This is a genomic window from Caballeronia sp. LZ029 (assembly GCF_031451275.1).
GTDB lineage: Bacteria > Pseudomonadota > Gammaproteobacteria > Burkholderiales > Burkholderiaceae > Caballeronia > Caballeronia jiangsuensis.
In genome coordinates, this window is sequence record NZ_JARUXO010000001.1 from 2,698,038 (window position 1) to 2,716,385 (window position 18,348).

The 18,348-nt window shown below is 62.9% G+C and carries 19 protein-coding genes; 13 read left to right on the plus strand and 6 right to left on the minus strand.

All coding sequences use genetic code 11. The features are described from left to right. Positions 1–211, plus strand: a 211-nt coding sequence (locus tag QCE73_RS12650; RefSeq protein ID WP_309881485.1) for a hypothetical protein, incomplete at its 5' end; no start/stop codon positions are given. A gap of 40 nt (positions 212–251) precedes the next feature. Here QCE73_RS12650 and QCE73_RS12655 read toward each other — a convergent pair. Next, positions 252–1,028, minus strand: a complete 777-nt coding sequence (locus tag QCE73_RS12655; RefSeq protein ID WP_309881486.1) for an enoyl-CoA hydratase — start codon at positions 1,026–1,028, stop codon at positions 252–254. 138 nt (positions 1,029–1,166) lie between these two features. Between QCE73_RS12655 and paaN the strand changes: the two genes are divergently transcribed. The 4 genes from paaN (at position 1,167) to paaK (ending at position 5,646) form a co-directional block, all read left to right on the plus strand. Further along, complete coding sequence (gene paaN, locus QCE73_RS12660) at positions 1,167–2,876, plus strand: phenylacetic acid degradation protein PaaN (RefSeq protein ID WP_309881488.1); 1,710 nt, start codon at positions 1,167–1,169, stop codon at positions 2,874–2,876. Positions 2,877–3,030: 154 nt separating this feature from the next. Further along, entirely contained in the window at positions 3,031–3,822 is a 792-nt protein-coding gene (gene paaG, locus QCE73_RS12665; protein WP_309881489.1) for a 2-(1,2-epoxy-1,2-dihydrophenyl)acetyl-CoA isomerase PaaG, read from the plus strand. A 64-nt stretch (positions 3,823–3,886) separates the two neighbouring features. Then, entirely contained in the window at positions 3,887–4,273 is a 387-nt protein-coding gene (paaI, locus tag QCE73_RS12670) for a hydroxyphenylacetyl-CoA thioesterase PaaI (RefSeq protein ID WP_309881998.1), read from the plus strand. Between the two features lie 68 nt (positions 4,274–4,341). After that, the gene (gene paaK / locus QCE73_RS12675) at positions 4,342–5,646 is read left to right on the plus strand and encodes a phenylacetate--CoA ligase PaaK (RefSeq protein WP_309881491.1); all 1,305 of its coding nucleotides are present in this window, start codon (positions 4,342–4,344) and stop codon (positions 5,644–5,646) included. Between the two features lie 64 nt (positions 5,647–5,710). On the opposite strand, the gene QCE73_RS12680 is transcribed toward paaK, so the two are convergent. Continuing rightward, complete coding sequence (locus tag QCE73_RS12680) at positions 5,711–6,952, minus strand: murein transglycosylase A (protein ID WP_404989751.1); 1,242 nt, start codon at positions 6,950–6,952, stop codon at positions 5,711–5,713. Between the two features lie 97 nt (positions 6,953–7,049). Beyond that, positions 7,050–7,424 (minus strand): Co2+/Mg2+ efflux protein ApaG, encoded by a 375-nt coding sequence (apaG, locus tag QCE73_RS12690; RefSeq protein ID WP_035510926.1) that lies wholly within the window; start codon positions 7,422–7,424, stop codon positions 7,050–7,052. Positions 7,425–7,655: 231 nt separating this feature from the next. Here apaG and rpe point away from each other — a divergent pair, with 231 nt between their 5' ends. The 8 genes from rpe to QCE73_RS12730 all read left to right on the plus strand — a co-directional run bounded on the left by rpe (position 7,656) and on the right by QCE73_RS12730 (position 14,832). Beyond that, complete coding sequence (gene rpe / locus QCE73_RS12695; protein WP_035510927.1) at positions 7,656–8,351, plus strand: ribulose-phosphate 3-epimerase; 696 nt, start codon at positions 7,656–7,658, stop codon at positions 8,349–8,351. Next, a complete protein-coding gene (locus QCE73_RS12700) occupies positions 8,348–9,088 on the plus strand; it encodes a phosphoglycolate phosphatase (protein ID WP_035510928.1) in 741 nt (246 codons plus the stop codon). Before rpe ends, QCE73_RS12700 begins: the two co-directional genes overlap by 4 nt. Positions 9,089–9,459: 371 nt before the next feature. Next, entirely contained in the window at positions 9,460–10,956 is a 1,497-nt protein-coding gene (gene trpE / locus QCE73_RS12705) for an anthranilate synthase component I (protein ID WP_309881494.1), read from the plus strand. 12 nt (positions 10,957–10,968) lie between these two features. Beyond that, a complete protein-coding gene (locus tag QCE73_RS12710) occupies positions 10,969–11,553 on the plus strand; it encodes an aminodeoxychorismate/anthranilate synthase component II (protein ID WP_035510930.1) in 585 nt (194 codons plus the stop codon). Between the two features lie 4 nt (positions 11,554–11,557). After that, on the plus strand, positions 11,558–12,592 hold the full coding sequence (gene trpD, locus QCE73_RS12715; RefSeq protein ID WP_035510931.1) for an anthranilate phosphoribosyltransferase: 1,035 nt from the start codon (positions 11,558–11,560) through the stop codon (positions 12,590–12,592). Positions 12,593–12,603: 11 nt separating this feature from the next. Then, entirely contained in the window at positions 12,604–13,389 is a 786-nt protein-coding gene (trpC, locus tag QCE73_RS12720; RefSeq protein ID WP_309881497.1) for an indole-3-glycerol phosphate synthase TrpC, read from the plus strand. A gap of 19 nt (positions 13,390–13,408) precedes the next feature. Further along, entirely contained in the window at positions 13,409–14,056 is a 648-nt protein-coding gene (locus QCE73_RS12725) for a CYTH domain-containing protein (RefSeq protein WP_309881499.1), read from the plus strand. Next, entirely contained in the window at positions 14,053–14,832 is a 780-nt protein-coding gene (locus QCE73_RS12730) for a uracil-DNA glycosylase (protein WP_309881501.1), read from the plus strand. Before QCE73_RS12725 ends, QCE73_RS12730 begins: the two co-directional genes overlap by 4 nt. A gap of 49 nt (positions 14,833–14,881) precedes the next feature. On the opposite strand, the gene QCE73_RS12735 is transcribed toward QCE73_RS12730, so the two are convergent. The 3 genes from QCE73_RS12735 to QCE73_RS12745 all read right to left on the minus strand — a co-directional run bounded on the left by QCE73_RS12735 (position 14,882) and on the right by QCE73_RS12745 (position 18,314). Beyond that, complete coding sequence (locus QCE73_RS12735) at positions 14,882–15,478, minus strand: FMN-dependent NADH-azoreductase (RefSeq protein WP_238217917.1); 597 nt, start codon at positions 15,476–15,478, stop codon at positions 14,882–14,884. A 145-nt stretch (positions 15,479–15,623) separates the two neighbouring features. Beyond that, on the minus strand, positions 15,624–17,423 hold the full coding sequence (locus QCE73_RS12740) for a PDZ domain-containing protein (protein WP_309881999.1): 1,800 nt from the start codon (positions 17,421–17,423) through the stop codon (positions 15,624–15,626). 159 nt (positions 17,424–17,582) lie between these two features. Then, on the minus strand, positions 17,583–18,314 hold the full coding sequence (locus QCE73_RS12745; RefSeq protein ID WP_035510936.1) for a DsbC family protein: 732 nt from the start codon (positions 18,312–18,314) through the stop codon (positions 17,583–17,585). Positions 18,315–18,348 lie beyond the last annotated feature (34 nt).

The following is an 18,348-nucleotide window of genomic DNA, read 5'->3' on the forward strand; positions in this document are numbered from 1 at the left end:
CCACCTCAACTTCCGTCTTGCGTCGCTGCATCAGCAGCAGAGAAACGAGATTATGAACAACATTTCGGTTCGTGTCAACAAGATTCGAAGCGTTTTCTCTTCTTGCCAACCGCGCTCAGAACCTTCTACAACCCATCCCGAGCACACCACCGATACCGCCTTACACCCGCTTCCTTCGCGTTCATCGAATCGCGAAGGAACGGAATTCTAGTGAGTGAGATCGAGAAGCGCAAGCGCTTTCTCGAAGAAGATCAACGATGCCTGAAGGCTGGCTTTCGCTTCTCGACAAACGCCGCCATGCCTTCCTTCTGATCGTCGGTAGCAAACAGCGAATGGAACAAGCGTCTTTCGAAATGCACACCTTCGGCGAGCGTCGTCTCGTAAGCGCGGTTGACGGCCTCCTTGGCCATCATCACGGCGGGAAGCGAGAAACCGGCGATGATCGTCGCGGCTTCGACGGCTTCATCGAGAAGGCGGTCGGCGCCGACGACACGCGACACCAGCCCCGCACGCTCGGCCTCGCTCGCGTCCATCATGCGTGCGGTCAGGCAGAGATCCATCGCCTTGGCCTTGGAGACGGCGCGCGGCAAGCGCTGAGTGCCTCCTGCGCCGGGAATCACACCCAGCTTGATCTCGGGTTGACCGAACCTGGCCGTATCAGAGGCGATGACGATGTCGCACATCATCGCAAGTTCACAGCCGCCGCCGAGCGCGAAGCCTGCAACCGCTGCAATGATCGGCTTGCGAATCGTGCGGATCGTTTCCCAATTGCGCGTGATGTAGTCGCCCTTGTAGACATCCATATAGGAATAGCTTGCCATCATGCCGATGTCAGCTCCGGCAGCAAAGGCCTTCTCACTACCGGTCAGGACGATCGCGCCGATGCCCTCGTCGGCGTCGAAGGCCTTGAGCGCGGCGCCCAACTCGTCCATCAGCGCGTCGTTCAGCGCATTGAGCGCTTTCGGACGGTTCAGCGTGATCAGCCCAACCCGACCGCGCGTTTCGACCAGCAGATTCTCGTATGCCATTCGCTCCCTCCTTGGGATCCTCAGGTAAGCCCTAATGAAAAGACGTCGTCACATCATCTCGATAATGCTACCATTACCAACCAACCGGTCGGTTAATTATTCGGCCCGGCAACTTCCCCTCGTTCTCTTCTCGCGACCATGACACATCCGCTATTCACGAAGCACGAAGCGACGCTCGACAAAGCGCTCGCAGCCATCGAAACGCGCGGCTACTGGAGCCCGTTTGCCGAGATGCCGAGCCCCAAAGTGTACGGGGAAACGGCCAACGCCGATGGAGAGGCCGCGTTCAAAGCGCACTTCGGCAAGACCTTCGAACTCGATCAGCCTTCGACTGACGAGACAATCGGCAAAGAGCGCTCGCCGTTCGGCCTTTCGCTCGACATCGGCTATCAAAAAACCGACGCTGACACGCTCATTCGCGCCGCGGCCGACGCGCAGGCGAAATGGCGCGCCGCCGGCCCGCAAGCGTGGATCGGCGTGAGCCTCGAAATCCTGTCGCGTCTGAACCGCGCCAGCTTCGAAATTGCCTATAGCGTGATGCATACGACCGGCCAGGCGTTCATGATGGCTTTCCAGGCTGGCGGCCCCCACGCGCAAGACCGCGCGCTCGAAGCAGTCGTCTACGCGTGGGACCAGTTGCGCCGCATTCCCTCTGAAGCACATTGGGAAAAGCCGCAAGGCAAGAATCCCCCGCTCGCGATGCAAAAGCGCTTCTCCATCGTCCCGCGCGGGACGGGTCTCGTGCTCGGCTGCTGCACGTTCCCGACCTGGAACGGCTACCCCGGCATGTTCGCCGATCTCGCGACGGGCAACACCGTCATTGTCAAACCGCACCCCGGCGCGATCCTTCCGCTCGCAATCACCGTGCGCATCGCGCGTGAAGTGCTTCGCGAGGCGGGATTCGACCCGAACGTCGTCACTCTGCTCGCCACCGAGCCCAACGATGGTGCCCTGGTTCAAGAACTGGCCGTGCGTCCCGAGATCAAGCTGATCGATTTCACGGGCAGCACGCAAAACGGCACCTGGCTCGAACGCAACGCGCATCAGGCGCAGGTGTACACGGAGAAGGCTGGCGTGAATCAGATCGTCATCGACTCCGTGGACGACATGAAGGCCGCCGCCCGCAACATCGCCTTTTCGCTCGCTCTCTATTCCGGCCAGATGTGCACGGCGCCGCAGAACATCTATGTGCCGCGCGATGGCATCCGCACTGCCGACGGTCAACTGAGCTTCGATGACGTCGCGAAAGCACTCGCGAGCGCCGTCGAAAAACTGGTATCCGATCCGGCACGCGCTGTCGAATTCATGGGCGCAATCCAGAACGAAGGCGTCGTGGAACGCGTCGCCGAAGCGCGCAAACTCGGCGACATTCTGCTCGACAGCCAATCGCTCGCGCACCCGGCGTTTCCCGACGCGCGCGTGCACACCCCGCTCGTGCTCAAGCTCGACGCGCGCACGGACGAAGCCAAGTTCACGAAGGAATGGTTCGGTCCGATCTCGTTCATCGTCGCCACTGACTCGACCGCGCAATCGCTCGAACTCGCCGGCTCGATCGCGCGCACGCACGGCGCGCTGACGTTGTCGGTCTACAGCACCGATGACAAGGTGATCGAAGCCGCGCATGACGCAGCCATCGAAGGCGGTGTCGCGCTCTCGATCAACCTTACGGGCGGCGTGTTCGTCAATCAAACGGCTGCGTTCTCGGACTTCCACGGAACGGGAGCGAATCCGGCCGCCAATGCCGCGCTCTCCGACGCCGCTTTCGTCGCCAACCGCTTCCGCGTGGTGCAGAGCCGAGTTCATGTTGCCCCGAAGGCCGCGCAAGCGGAAGTCGGCCAAACGGCATAAGCCAAACTACCGACGGGTAAAGGCCGAATCGCCGTGCAAACGGCTTATGCCATTCGGCCTAATGGAAAGCAGCGAGCCGCGCGGCTAGTATCGGCATGTAAGGAAACCGGTCAGCACAGCCGCCGCGGCCAGATTCGGCGACAGAGGAGAAGCAATGACAGAGAAGTCCGTGTTGTTCCACGTCGATGTCGAAACGCGCGTAGCGACGTTGACGCTCAATCGGCCCGACAAGCTGAACAGCTTCACACGCGAGATGCATCGCGAACTGAATCAGGCGCTCACTGAAATCGAGGCGGGCAACGCGCGCGCGCTGGTCATTACCGGCGCCGGCCGCGGATTTTGCGCGGGCCAGGATCTCGCGGATCTGGATTTCACGCCCGGTTCGATGTCGGATCTCGGCGACCTGATCGACGAATACTTCAATCCGCTGGTGCGAAGACTGCAGGCCATATCGCTGCCTGTCATCGCCGCTGTGAACGGCACGGCTGCGGGCGCGGGCGCGAATCTCGCGATGGCGTGCGACCTCGTCGTCGCGGCGCGATCGGCGAGCTTCATTCAGGCTTTCGTGAAGATCGGCCTCGTGCCGGATTCTGGCGGAACATGGCTTTTGCCGCGCCGCGTAGGCGAAGCGCGCGCGCTCGGTCTTGCACTGACCGGCGAAAAGCTCAGCGCGGAAAAAGCGGAGGCCTGGGGCATCGTGTGGCGCGTCGTCGAAGACGCCGAGTTGCAACAAGCGGCAGCGCATCTGGCCGCCCAACTCGCGCAACAGCCGGCGCGTGCGGTCGTCGCAATCAAACAGGCAATCCGCGCGAGCGCGAACAAGACTTTCGACCAGCAGCTCGACCTCGAACGCGATCTGCAGCGCGAGCTGGGCGCTTCGCCCGATTACATCGAGGGTGTCGCCGCGTTCAAGCAGAAACGCGCGCCGCGCTTCGAAGGTCTGTGAGAATCGAATCAATCTGGAGACACCTGTGACGCCACAACAACTCGCGGAAGCCACGGCCAACGCCATGTACGAAGCGGACGCATGCACGCGCGCACTCGGCATCGAGCTGGTCGAAGTGCGGCCCGGCTATGCGCGACTGCAAATGGACGTGCGCCCCGACTTTCTCAACGGTCATGCGATTTGCCACGGCGGCCTGATGTTCACGCTGGCGGACTCCGCGTTCGCCTTCGCCTGCAATTCGTACAACATCAGCACGGTCGCCGCAGGTTGCTCGATCGAGTTTCTACGTCCCGTGCGTGGCGGCGATCGGTTGACTGCCGAGGCGATCGAGCAGACCTTGAGCGGCCGCACCGGAATCTACGATATCCGCGTCACAAATCGGGAAGGCGAGGCGGTCGCGATGTTTCGCGGCAAGTCGGCGCAGATCAAAGGCACCGTGATCCCCGCGTGACGGAACTCGTCAAATAACGGACGTGGCATGAAAAGCCGCGCCGCACAGTCAGCATTAAGGAGACAGCAATGACCACACCGCTGCCGCTCGATCCCATCGAGAAGGCGAGCCGCGACGAACTCGCGGCGCTGCAACTCGAGCGCCTCAAATGGTCGCTCAAACACGCCTACGAGAATTCGCCGGTCTATCGGCGCAAGTTCGACGAAGCCGGCGTGCATCCGGATGACGTCACTTCGCTTTCGGACCTCGCGCGATTCCCCTTCACGACCAAGAAGGATCTGCGCGACAACTATCCGTTCGGCATGTTCGCCGTGCCCCAAGAGCGTGTTTCGCGCATTCACGCGTCCTCCGGCACGACGGGCAAGCCGACAGTCGTGGGCTATACGGCGCAGGATCTCGACAACTGGGCGAACCTCGTCGCACGCTCGATTCGCGCGGCCGGCGCGCGCCGTGGCGACAAGGTTCACGTGAGCTACGGTTATGGACTTTTCACGGGCGGTCTCGGCGCGCATTACGGTGCTGAACGCGCAGGCCTCACGGTGATCCCGTTCGGCGGCGGCCAGACCGAAAAGCAGGTGCAACTGATTCAGGACTTTCGTCCTGACATCATCATGGTCACGCCGAGCTATATGCTCTCGATTGCCGATGAACTCGAGCGCCAGGGCATCGACCCGGCGACGTGCTCGCTGCGCATCGGCATCTTCGGTGCCGAGCCGTGGACGAACGACATGCGTCGCGCGATCGAGACGCGCATGGGCATCGACGCCGTCGACATTTACGGGCTCTCGGAAGTGATGGGGCCGGGCGTGGCGTCCGAATGCGCAGAGACCAAGGACGGTCCGACGATCTGGGAAGATCACTTTTATCCCGAAATCATCGATCCGGAAACCGGCGAAGTGCTGCCCGACGGCGAATTCGGTGAGCTCGTGTTCACGTCGCTCACGAAAGAAGCGCTGCCGATCATCCGCTATCGCACGCGCGATCTGACGCGCCTCTTGCCCGGCACCGCTCGCACGATGCGTCGCATGGAGAAAATCACGGGCCGCTCCGACGACATGATGATCGTGCGCGGCGTGAACGTCTTCCCGACGCAGATCGAAGAGTTGCTGCTCAAGCGTCCGGTGCTCGCGCCGCACTATCAGATCGTGCTCACCAAGGAAGGCCCGCTCGATGTTTTCACGCTGAACGTGGAGCCTTGTCCGGAATCGGCGCCGGATGCCGTGGCGCTCGACAGCGCGAGGGCCGCGCTCGCCTACGACATCAAGGCGCTGATCGGCGTGAGCGCCGTGGTGAACGTGCTCGCGGTGAACGGCATCGAACGTTCGGTTGGAAAGGCGCGGCGCGTGATCGATCGGCGCAACATGACGTCATGAAGCAAAAAAGCTCGCGAGCCATAAAAGCCGCGAGCTTTTTTATCGTCTGCATGAGACGCGGGAATCAGGAGTTCGGCAATAGCAGCCACATTCTGCCGCCCTGCTTCATGCGTCCGGCGAGATCGCCGGCATCGTCGCCGAGACCCCAGAAGTAATCCGCCCGCACGCCGCCCTTGATTGCCGTGCCGGTGTCCTGCGCGAACACGAGACGGTTCATCGGCTGGTTGCTGAGCGGACGCGTCGTCTGAAGAAAGACGGGCGTGCCGAGCGGGATGGCGGAGGGATCGACCGCGATCGAGCGTTCCGGTGTCAAGGGCACGCCGAGCGCGCCGACAGGTCCGTCGCCCAGACTCGCGGGCATCGTCTCGTTCGCGGGCATCTCGCGGAAGAACACGAAGCGCGGATTCACGTCCAGCAGAGCGTCGACACGCGCCGGGTTCGCTTTCGCCCAGGCCTTGATGCCTTGCATCGTCGCCTGTGCGGGCGTGAGCTCGCCGCGATCGAGCAGTTCCTTGCCGATCGATCGGTACGGCTGATTGTTCGTGCCGCCGAAGCCGACGCGCATTACGCTGCCGTCTTCCATCGTGACGCGTCCGGAACCCTGCACCTGCAGAAAGAACACTTCGATCGGATCGTCGACCCACACCAGTTCGTTGCCGTTCAATACGCCCGAACGTTCGAGTTGCGCGCGCACAGGCAACGCGGAGCCGGGCTTGAAGCGATACGGCCAGCGATACAACGGGTATTGATACGGCCCGTGACGCGTGCGCGAGCCGCGCAGCAGCGGCTCGTAGTAGCCGGTCACGAGGCCATCGAGCGTGCCGTCGGTGTTGGCAAGCTGGAAGGGCGTGAAATAGGTTTCGAAGAAGCTGCGCGCCGCCGACATATCGAGGTCGTCGAGCCGCAACGCCGCCGAGCACGCCTTCTGCCAGTTGGCCTGCCGCGAGAGCCGGCTGCAATTCTGACGGAGCGCGGCTGTCGCGCCGATCAGCGAATCGTCCTGCCAGCCCGGCACCTGCTGCCAGCTCACCGCGGTGAGCCGCGATGCGGCGCGCTGTCCGGGGACGGTCGGCGTGCCGGTCGCCGTGCCCGGGCCCGGCTTCACGTAGTTTCCGCCGCCGCACGAGGCGAGCAGGACAGCGGTTGCAATCGATGCGGCCCAGGCCGCTGCTCGCGCGGTCGGCCGCACGAAACGCATACAATGCTCGTTCTTGATGGGAACCGCCATGTCTGATCTGTTCGACGAATATCCAATGCTTATTTTTGCGCTCGAGTCGCTCGTGGCGCTCGCCTTGCTGATCTTCATCGTCGTGTGGACGGCTTCGGGCAAGAAGAAGAACCAGAACCGCTCGAACGATCCGGCGAAACGGCGCTGATACGCGCCACGTGCCGCCGGTTCCTGCTCAATGGAGCGTGCGCGGCATATGCAATGCAAATTCCGCTACAGGCGCCTCGAAACGCTCGCCATCTTCGGCCACGCAGAAATACTCGCCGCGCATCGTGCCGACCGGCGTCGCGATCACTGCCCAGCTCGTGTATTCGAACTGCTCGCCCGGAGGCAGAAGCGGCTGATGTCCGACGACGCCGAGCCCCTTCACTTCCTGCACGTGATCGTTGCTGTCGGTGATGATCCAGTGTCGCGAAATCAATTGCGCCGCGACCTGGCCGGTGTTGCGGATCGTCAGCGTGTAGGCAAATGCGTACTGCCGGCTATCCGGGTCGGACTGCTCGGGCAAATACCGCGTCTCCACGGAAACGCTGAATTCGTACTGGCTCATCGTCGTTCCAATTCCAGTTCAACTGCTCGCTGCGTCGCCGGACGAAAGCGCGGATAAAAGCGCGCGGACGCGCCGCCATTGGTCAGGCATTCTGCTTGATGCGAGCGGCGCCCGCAACACGATTGGCGCCCGAGCCCAGGTCCGCACGCCATTCGTTGGCCATTCGGACGAGGGACTTGAACGAAAACGCGGGTTAAAATCACCGCTTTAGGCCGCTACCCGCATACGTCCATGGCGCAATTCCACATCGCTCCCAGCATCCTTTCCGCCGACTTCTCCCGCCTTGGCGAGGAAGTCCGCAACGTCGTCGCCGCCGGCGCCGACTGGATCCACTTCGACGTCATGGACAACCACTACGTGCCGAATCTGACGATCGGTCCGCTGGTGTGCGAAGCCATCCGGCCACACGTGGACGTGCCCATCGACGTGCATCTGATGGTGCGCCCGGTCGACCGCATCGTGCCCGATTTCGCGAAAGCCGGCGCCAATGTGATCAGTTTTCACCCGGAAGGTTCGGATCACATCGACCGCACGCTGTCGCTGATCCGCGATCACGGCTGCAAGGCGGGCCTCGTGTTCAATCCCGCGACGCCGCTCAATTATCTCGACCACGTGATGGACAAGGTCGATCTCGTACTGATCATGTCGGTGAATCCGGGGTTCGGCGGGCAATCGTTCATTCCCGAGGCGCTCAACAAGGTGCGCGAGGCGCGTGCGCGCATCAATGCGTATCGCGATCGCACCGGCCGCGAGATCCATCTGGAAGTCGACGGCGGCGTGAAGATCGACAACATCGCGGAAATCGCCGAAGCCGGCGCCGATTCGTTCGTCGCGGGCTCCGCGATTTTCGGCAAACCCGACTACAAGCAGGTCATCGACGCAATGCGTGCGGAACTGGCCAAGGTCGAATCGGGAGCGAAGGCATGAGCGAGATCGCAGCGGCGCAGTCGCCTTTCGTGAACCGTCCGATCCGGGCGGCCATCATCGACCTCGACGGCACGATGGTCGACACTGCGGACGATTTCGTCGCCGCACTGAACGCGATGCTCGCGCGCATCGGCGTCGAACAGCCGGTCACGCGCGATGAAGTCACGGGCTACGTCGGCAAGGGCTCGGAGAATCTGATTCGCAGCGTGCTCGCGGTGCGCCTTTCGCCGTTGCAAGCGGTCGCGCAATTCGACGACGCGCTCGCGATCTATCAAAGCGAATACGCGAAGGTCAACGGCAAGCATTCGGCGCTCTTCCCGGAAGTGAAGGAAGGCCTCGAAGCGATGCGCGAAAGCGGCATCGTGCTCGCGTGCGTGACCAACAAGCCGCATCGGTTCGCGGTGGAGTTGCTCGCGCACTTCGGCATCGCGGATTTCTTCAAGGTGATTCTCGGCGGCGATTCCCTGCCCGCGAAGAAGCCCGATCCTCTGCCGATGCTCACCGCATGCGAACGCCTGGACGTCCTGCCGCGCGAAACCGTAGCGGTCGGCGATTCGGAGAACGATGCGCTCGCAGGCCGCGCCGCCGGCCTCGCGACCCTGACCGTTCCGTACGGCTACAACCATGGGAAACCTGTGCAATCGGTGAAATCCGATGGTATAGTTTCCTCGCTGCGCACCGCAGCACTGGCGATCGCTGCCACCTTGGCGCCGCCGGATGCCACACTCACTGAATAAGTCCATCCATTCATGTTTCTCAACAGAAAACGGAGTCTGAGCAGCATCGACCGGGGAGCCTGGCCCTGGCGTCGCTGGTCGCGCTAACCTCGCCCGAGGTTCGCTGAAGCCATGTCGCGATTCGCTTCATCCGCTTCAGCATCCGTTTTTTGTTTCGCTGCGCATTCTCGCGCCGTCCCGTTGATTCGTCGTATATCGAGCCTCGCTCAGGCACGTCTTGTGTCGTGCCGCGCGAGTCGCCTTTTCCGCTTCGACAATTCGAAGCGGCGGGGTCGCCGTATGCGATCATCACGAGATTCGACCGACCGCAGCGCCCTGCACTCCCCGATGCCGCGCCACCCTGAAAGCGCGCGTCGCTCAAGGATCGCAACATGACCGAACTCGAATTCCAATCGCTGGCGAACGAAGGCTATAACCGCATTCCGCTCATCGCCGAAGCCCTCGCCGACCTCGAAACGCCGCTCTCGCTCTACCTCAAGCTCGCGCAGACCGAGCGCAACGGCGCGAACTCGTTCCTGCTGGAATCCGTCGTGGGCGGCGAGCGCTTCGGGCGCTACTCGTTCATCGGCCTGCCGGCCCGCACGACCGTGAGCGTGCAGAACGGCAAGACGCAAGTCGTCACGGACGGCAACGTCGTCGAGACGGATGAAGGCGATCCGCTCGCGTTCATCGAGCAATATCAGAAGCGCTTCAAAGTCGCGACGCGACCGGGCCTGCCGCGTTTCTGCGGCGGTCTCGCCGGATACTTCGGTTATGACGCGGTGCGCTACATCGAGAAGAAACTCGTGCACACCGCGCCGCCCGACGATCTCAATCTGCCCGACATTCAACTGCTGCTGACTGAAGAAGTCGCGGTCATCGACAACCTCGCGGGCAAGCTCTATCTGATCGTCTACGCCGATCCGACTCGGCCTGAAGCGTATGCCAAGGCGAAGCATCGTCTGCGCGAACTGCGCGCGCGTCTGCGTACGACGGTTCAACCGCCGGTGACGTCCGCGAGCGTGCGCACCGAGACGTTCCGCGAGTTCAAGAAGGACGACTATCTGAACGCCGTGCGCAAGGCGAAGGAATACATCGCGGCCGGCGAACTGATGCAGGTTCAGGTCGGTCAGCGACTCATCAAGCCGTTCCGCGATAACCCGCTTTCACTGTATCGCGCGCTGCGTTCGCTGAATCCGTCGCCGTACATGTACTACTACAACTTCGGCGGCGAAATGCACGTGGTCGGCGCGTCGCCGGAAATTCTGGTGCGTCAGGAAAAACGCGCGGACGATCGCATCGTGACGATTCGTCCGCTCGCGGGCACGCGTCCGCGTGGCAACACGCCCGAGCGCGATGCCGAACTCGCCACCGAGCTGCTGAACGATCCGAAGGAAGTCGCCGAACACGTGATGCTGATCGACCTGGCGCGCAATGACGTCGGCCGCATTGCGCAGACGGGCTCGGTTTCCGTGACGGACAAGATGATCATCGAGAAGTATTCGCACGTGCAGCACATCGTGAGCTCGGTCGAAGGCAAGCTCAAAGACGGCATGAACAACTACGACGTGCTGCGCGCGACCTTCCCCGCCGGCACGCTGTCCGGCGCACCGAAGGTCCGCGCGATGGAACTCATCGACGAACTGGAGCCGGTCAAGCGCGGCCTGTACGGCGGCGCAGTCGGTTATCTGTCGTTCAGCGGCGAAATGGATCTCGCGATCGCGATTCGCACCGGCCTGATCCACAAGGGCAATCTCTACGTTCAGGCGGCAGCGGGCGTCGTCGCCGATTCGGTGCCCGAATCCGAATGGCAGGAAACGGAGAACAAGGCGCGCGCCGTGCTCCGCGCCGCCGAGCAAGTGCAAGACGGCCTCGACAGCGACTTCTGAGGAGACAAGACCATGCTGCTGATGATCGACAACTACGATTCCTTCACCTACAACCTGGTCCAGTACTTCGGCGAACTCGGCGAGGACGTGCACACGTATCGGAACGACGAAATCACGCTCGACGAAATCGCGAAGCTCAACCCGGAGCGCATCTGCCTTTCGCCGGGGCCGAGCAATCCGCAACATGCGGGCATCACGCTCGACGTGCTGCGCGAATTCTCCGGCAAGCTGCCGATTCTCGGCGTGTGCCTCGGCCATCAGGCGATCGGCGAGGCGTTCGGCGGGCGCGTCGTGCGCGCGCAGACCATCATGCACGGCAAGGTGAGCCAGATCGAGACAGACTGTAAAGGCGTGTTCGCCGACCTGCCCAAACACTTCAACGTGACGCGCTATCACTCGCTGGCAATTGAACGCGAGTCTTTGCCCGACTGTCTGGAAGTGTCCGCATGGACGCCGGACGGCGAAATCATGGGCGTGCGTCACAGGGAACTCGAAGTGGAAGGCGTGCAGTTCCATCCGGAATCGATTCTTTCCGAGCACGGCCACGCGCTGCTGGAAAACTTCGTGAAGCACTCTTCATCCGGGAAGCGGGCCTAAGCATATGACCATCACCGCACAGGAAGCGCTGCAACGCACGATCGAGCATCGCGAGATCTTTCACGACGAGATGCTGCACCTCATGCGCCAGATCATGCGCGGCGAGATGTCGCCCGTCATGGCGGCCGCGATCATCACCGGCTTGCGCGTGAAGAAGGAAACCATCGGCGAGATCGCTGCCGCCGCGACCGTCATGCGCGAGTTCGCGAATCACGTCGAAGTCGAGGACAACTCGAATTTTGTCGATATCGTCGGCACGGGCGGCGACGGCTCGCACACGTTCAACATCTCCACCGCGTCGATGTTCGTGGCCGCCGCGGCGGGCGCGAAGGTCGCGAAGCACGGCAACCGCGGTGTGTCGAGCAAATCGGGCAGCGCGGACGTGCTCGAAGCGCTCGGCGTGAACATCGATCTGACACCGGAACAAGTGGCCGCGTCGATTGCCGAAACCGGCATGGGCTTCATGTTCGCGCCGAACCATCATCCGGCGATGAAGAACATCGCGCCCGTGCGCCGCGAACTCGGCGTGCGGACCATTTTCAATATTCTCGGGCCGCTGACGAATCCGGCCGGCGCGCCGAATCAGCTTCAGGGCGTGTTTCATGAAGACCTCGTCGGCATTCAGGTGCGGGTGATGCAGCGTCTCGGCGCGAAACACGTGCTCGTGGTGTACGGCAAGGACGGCATGGACGAAGTGTCGCTCGGCGCCGCGACGAAGGTCGGCGAACTGAAGAACGGTGAAGTGACCGAGTACGAGATTCATCCGGAGGATTTCGGCCTGCAGATGGTGTCGAATCGCTCGTTGAAGGTGCAGGACGCGCAGGAATCGAAGGCCATGCTGCTCGGCGCGCTGAACAACAAGGCGGGCGTCGCGCGCGAGATCGTCACATTGAATGCCGGCACGGCGCTCTATGCTGCGGATATCGTCGATTCGATCGACCTGGGCATGGCCGCCGCCCGCGAAGCAATCGAAAGCGGCGCGGCGCGCGAGAAAATTGACACGCTCGCGAAGTTCACGCAGCAGTTCGCGAAGAAATAACGGAAGCCAATATGAGTGACATTCTGGAACACATCATCGCGGTCAAGCGCGAGGAAATTCGCGCCGCCGAACAGACCGCGCCGCTCGAAGAGCTGAAGCTCGAAGCCAGTTCGCGCGACCTGCGCGATTTCGTCGGCGCGTTGCGGGCGAAACATGCGGCGAATCAGGCGGCGGTCATTGCCGAAGTCAAGAAAGCGAGCCCGTCGAAAGGCGTGCTGCGCGAGAACTTCGTGCCCGCCGACATCGCGCGTTCGTACGAGCAAGGCGGCGCCGCGTGCCTTTCCGTGCTCACCGACGTGCAGTTCTTCAAGGGCAGCGTCGCGTATCTGCAGGAAGCGCGCGCCGCGTGCAGCCTGCCGGTGCTGCGCAAGGACTTCATCGTCGATCCGTATCAGATCATGGAAGCGCGCGCGATGGGCGCGGACTGCATCCTGCTGATCGCCGCCGCGCTCGAACTCTCGCACATGCAGGATCTCGAAGCCTACGCGCATTCGCTCGGGCTCGCCGTGCTGGTCGAAGTGCACGACGCCGACGAACTGCGCGACGCGCTCACGCTGAAGACGCCGCTCATCGGCATCAACAACCGCAATCTGCGCACATTCGAGACGACGATCGACACGACCATCGGCATGCTGGAATCGGTGCCGGATGATCGCATCGTCGTGACGGAATCGGGCATTCTGTCGCGCCTCGACGTCGAACGGTTGCGCGCGATGCGCGTGCATACGTTCCTCGTCGGCGAAGCGTTCATGCGCGCCGACGACCCCGGCGCGGAACTCGCGCGCATGTTCTTCTGATTTCATCGACAGGAACCGCATGGGCATCGAACGGGAACTCAAACTCGCGCTCGCGCCGTCGCAACACGACGACGTCGCGCGCTTCTTCGACGAACGCACCGGCGCGGGCAAGCCGATCGAGCTTGCCAACGTCTATTTCGACACGCCGGACTGCGCGCTCGCGAAGGCGAAGTCCGCGCTGCGCCTGCGCCGCACGCCGGAACAATGGCTGCAGACGTTCAAGACGCTCGGAAAATCGGTCGCGGGTTTGAGCAACCGTCACGAGTGGGAACTGCCCGTGAAAGGCGAAGCGCTCGAAATCGACGCGCTGATCGCCGCCTGCGACAACGACGCCGCACGCCAGGCGCTGGAACGCGCCGCGCCCGATCTGATCGCGCTCTTCAAGACCGACTTCAGGCGCATCGTGTGGGACATCGAGCGCGAGGGTTCGCAGATCGAAGTCGCGCTGGATCTCGGCCAGATCACCGCCGAAGTCGACGGCGAGACGCGTAGCGCGGACATCAGCGAGCTGGAGCTGGAACTGAAATCCGGCGAAGAAAGCGCGCTTTCGATGCTTGCCGCGGAACTGCGCGGCGCGTTTCCCGAGATCGTTCCCGAGGATCTCAGCAAGGCCCAGCGCGGATATCTCCTGCGCGAGCCCGAAAAAACCCGCAACGCCCGAGCATGAGCCGACAGCCTTCCCTCTTCGCGGATAACGAATCCGCGGCTGCGTCGACTTTTACGACGCTCGAAAGCCAGTTCGAGGCGCTGCCCGCCGACTGGCGCCGCCATCTGAAGCCTTTCATCGACGGCAAGCATTACGCGGCATTGTGCGCATTCGTCGATGCCGAGCGCGCCGCCGGCAAGACGGTTTATCCCGCCGATGTCTTCCGCGCGCTGCGTCTCACGAGTCCCGGCGACGTGAAAGTCGTGATTCTCGGGCAAGACCCGTATCACGGCGAGGACAAGGGCGCGCCGCAAGCGCACGGCCTGGCGTTTTCGGTGCCCGCGCCGGTGCGTCCGCCGCCGTCGTTGCGCAACATCTTCAAGGAAATTCACGCGAGTCTCGGTTTTCCCGCGCCCGCGCACGGCTGTCTCGATTCATGGGCGAAGCAAGGCGTGCTGTTGCTCAACACGTCGCTGACCGTCGAGCGCGACAAGGCCGGCAGTCATGCGAAACGCGGCTGGGAGCAATGCACCGATACGCTGATCCACGAAATGGCGCAGCGTCACGAGGGGCTCGTGTTCATGCTTTGGGGCGCGCACGCGCAGGCGAAGCGCGGTTTGATCGAAGGCACGGGGAAAGCGCATTGCGTGCTGGAGTCGGCGCACCCTTCGCCGCTGTCGGCGTATCGCGGATTTTTCGGCTGCGGGCATTTCGCGCTCGCGAACGAATACCTGACGAAGCACGGCCGCGAAGCAATCGACTGGCGATTGCCCGCCGAGCCGGAATTGCTCGCCTGAAAACGAAAAACCCCGCATCAGCGGGGTTTTTTTATCGAAGCGGAGACGCTTAAACAGCAGCAATCGCCTCACGCGCAGACGCCAGCGCAGCGCCGGCCGCTTCCGGCCCCATGTTCAGGCCTTCGGCGTAGATGAAGCTCACATCGGTCATGCCGAGGAAACCGAGGAACGTCGTGAGGAACGGCGTCTGCGAATCGTTCGGCGTGCCCGCGTACTTGCCGCCGCGCGCCGAGACCACGTACACCTTCTTGCCCTTCACGAGACCTTCCGGACCGTTCGCGGTGTAGCTGAACGTGATGCCGGCACGCGCGATCCAGTCGAAATACGTCTTTAGTTGCGACGAGATGCCGAAGTTGTACAGCGGCGCCGCGATCACGACGATATCCGCCGCTTGCAGCTCGGCGATCAGCGCTTCGCTCTTCGCGTTGATCGCGGTTTGTTCCGCGCTGCGCTGATCGGCGGGCGTGAAGAACGCGCCGAGCGTGGCGTCGTCGAGGTGCGGCAGGCTGTCGCCCAGCAGATTGCGCACGACCAACTTTGCGCCCGGGTTGCTTTGTTGCAGCTTCGCGGTCAGTTCGTCGGCGAGCAGCGTCGATTGAGCACCTTGCGAACGGGCGGCGGAGTTGATTTGCAGAATCGTCGTCATGATGGCTTCCTGTTCCTTGATCGGGTTTCGGGCACCGTCGGCACCCGGCTTAGGAAGCATTCTTCGTTTTTCGACGCCCGAGAAAAAGCCATCCAGTCATGACGGATTGTTGCATCGGTAGAACAATCCGCCACACTTTGCCGACTCAGCCTTTCAGCCAGCGCTCGCGCCATTGTTTCGACGGGCCGCGTCCGTCGATGGCCGTCAGCACGTAGCGCGCGATTTCCGGCCCGTCGAGCTTGACCTCGGTGCGGCGCAGTTCGTCGCGGCGGAACGCGTGCACGTCCACCTTCGCGCCCGGCAGATAGCGCGACAACAGCGCGTCGAGATTGGAGCCGGTGACGCGCAGTCCGTCGATCGCGACGAGCACGTCACCTGCCGACAAACCCGCCTTCTGCGCCGCGCTGCCTTCATGGACGACGGCGAGCGTGCAATCCGCGCCGCCCCGCACGCGCGCGCCGAGCGATGGCTTGACCGACGCGCCGTTGCCCGGCAAATCAGGCGTCATCGCGATGCCGAACGGCTCGAACAGCGCATCGAGCGGCAGATCGCGCGTGCCGCGCACGCCGTCGCGGAAAAGCGAACGCAGGTCCGCGCCGGTCGCTTCGGCGAAGAGCGCCTCGACGTCTTCCTCCAGAATGCCGCGCGCCCGGCCGTTGTAGAACTCGCGCCCGTAGCGCTGCCACAGGAGGCGCATCACGTCGTCGAGCGATTTGCGGTTGTCGGTTTGCGCGCGAATCGACAAATCGAACGCCAGCGCGACGAGCGAGCCCTTCTGGTAATAGCTGACGATCGCGTTCGGCGCGTTTTCGTCGGCGCGGTAGTACTTCACCCACGCATCGAACGAACTTTGCGCGACGGACTGCTTGAGCCGCCCCGTGCCGCGCAGCACGCCGCCGATGGTTTTACCGAGCAGATTGAAGTAGTCGCCCGCCGAAATGAGGCCGCTGCGCACGAGCAAAAGATCGTCGTAGTAAGACGTGAAGCCTTCGAAGAGCCACAGCAGCGTCGTGTAATTCTCCTGCGACAGATCGTACGGCGCGAACGCCGCGGGCTTGATGCGCTTCACGTTCCACGTATGGAAGTACTCGTGGCTGCACAGCCCGAGATACGTGCGATAGCCTTCGGTCGTTTCCGGGCGGCCCTGCACGGGGAGATCCGTGCGATTGCAGATCAGCGCCGTCGATGCGCGATGCTCCAGCCCGCCGTAACCATCGCTGACGGCGACGGTCATGAACACGTAGCGCTCCACCGGCGCCGTCTTCGTACGCGGCTCGAACAGCGCGATCTGCGCTTCGCACACGCGCTTCAGATCCGCGGCGAGCCGGTTCATGTCGAGATTGACGACGCGCCCCGAGATCACGATGTCGTGCTTCACGCCGTGCGCCGTAAAACTGCCGAGCGCGAATTCGCCGAGCGTGACGGGATGATCGACGAGTTCGTCGTAATTCGCCGCTTCGTAGCTGCCGAAGCCGTAGCGCTTCGTGCCACGCGCTTCGGCGAGCGCCGTCGCGACGCGCCAGTTGCGATACGCGCCGCCCGGCGGCGGTTCGATATCGACGATGCACGGCGCCGCCGACTGCCCTTCCACGGCGAGAAACGTGCTCGTCCCGTTGAAGAAGCCGATGGTGTCGTCCAGATGCGCGGCGCGCACCGACATGTCCCACGCGTAGACCTCGTAACGCAGCGTGATCGGTCCGTCGACCGGCGCGGCCTGCCACGCGTGCTTGTCGGTCTTTTCGATCGCGATCTTGCGGCCCGCCGCGTTGAACGCCTGCAGCGTCACGATGTTGCGCGCGAACTCGCGGATCATGTAGCTGCCCGGAATCCAGACCGGCAACATGAACCGCTGGCCAGCGGGATCCGGCTCCGCGACGGTGAGCGTCACTTCGAAGAGATGCGCGGCGGGATTTTTCGGAACGATGCGGTAGCGGACGGGCTGCATCGCTTGCGTGAGCGTAGTCATCTCGATGTCCTTGTTCTTGTTCTGGGCGCGCCTGGCCACGCCCGGCGCCTTGCTTCTTTGCGCTGCGCTTTCGCAAAAGCAAGGCCGTAAAAACACAGGAGGCGCATGACGCGCCTCCCTTCTTCGTTCGAGCCGCGCTCAGTGCACGTCGGACAGTTCCTTTTCGAGCCGGTCGGCGGGCACGGCGCCCGGCAGACGCCGGCCATCGGCGAGAAACACGGTCGGCGTGCCGGTGACGTTCATCGAGCGGCCGAGCTTCAGGTTCTTGTCGATGGCGGTCGTGTCGCACGATGCCGCCATGGTCGGCGTCTTGCGGTCGAGCATCCAGCCTTCCCACGCGTTGGCGCGATCCTGCGAGCACCAGATCGACTTCGACTTGGCCGTCGAATCCGGCGAGAGCACGGGGTACAGGAAGGTGTAGACCGTCACGTTGTCGATCGATTTCAGCGTCGATTCGAGCTGCTTGCAGTACGGACAGTTCGGATCGGAGAACACCGCGATCTTGCGCTTGCCGTTGCCCTTCACGACCTTCACCGCGTTTTCGAACGGCAGTTTCGCGAAGTCGATCTTGTTAGTTTCCGAGAGGCGCGCCTCGGTGAGGTTCTTGCTGCTGCGCGTATCGACGAGATCGCCGATCAGCACGTAGTTGCCGGTCGCATCGCTATAGACGATCTGCGAGCCGAGATTCACTTCGTAGAGTCCCGGCACGGGCGTCTTCTGGATGCTCTTGATGGTGGCGTCGCCCATGCGCGATTCGAGCGTCGACTTGATCTTGTCGGTGGTTTCATCGGCCTGCGCCGAACAGCCGATGCTGAGCGTCACGGCGAGCGCGGCAGCCGTCGCGAGGGCGATACGAAAAGTGGTTTTCATGCGGTTTCCTGTGAGTCGCTTGAGCGTGGCGCCA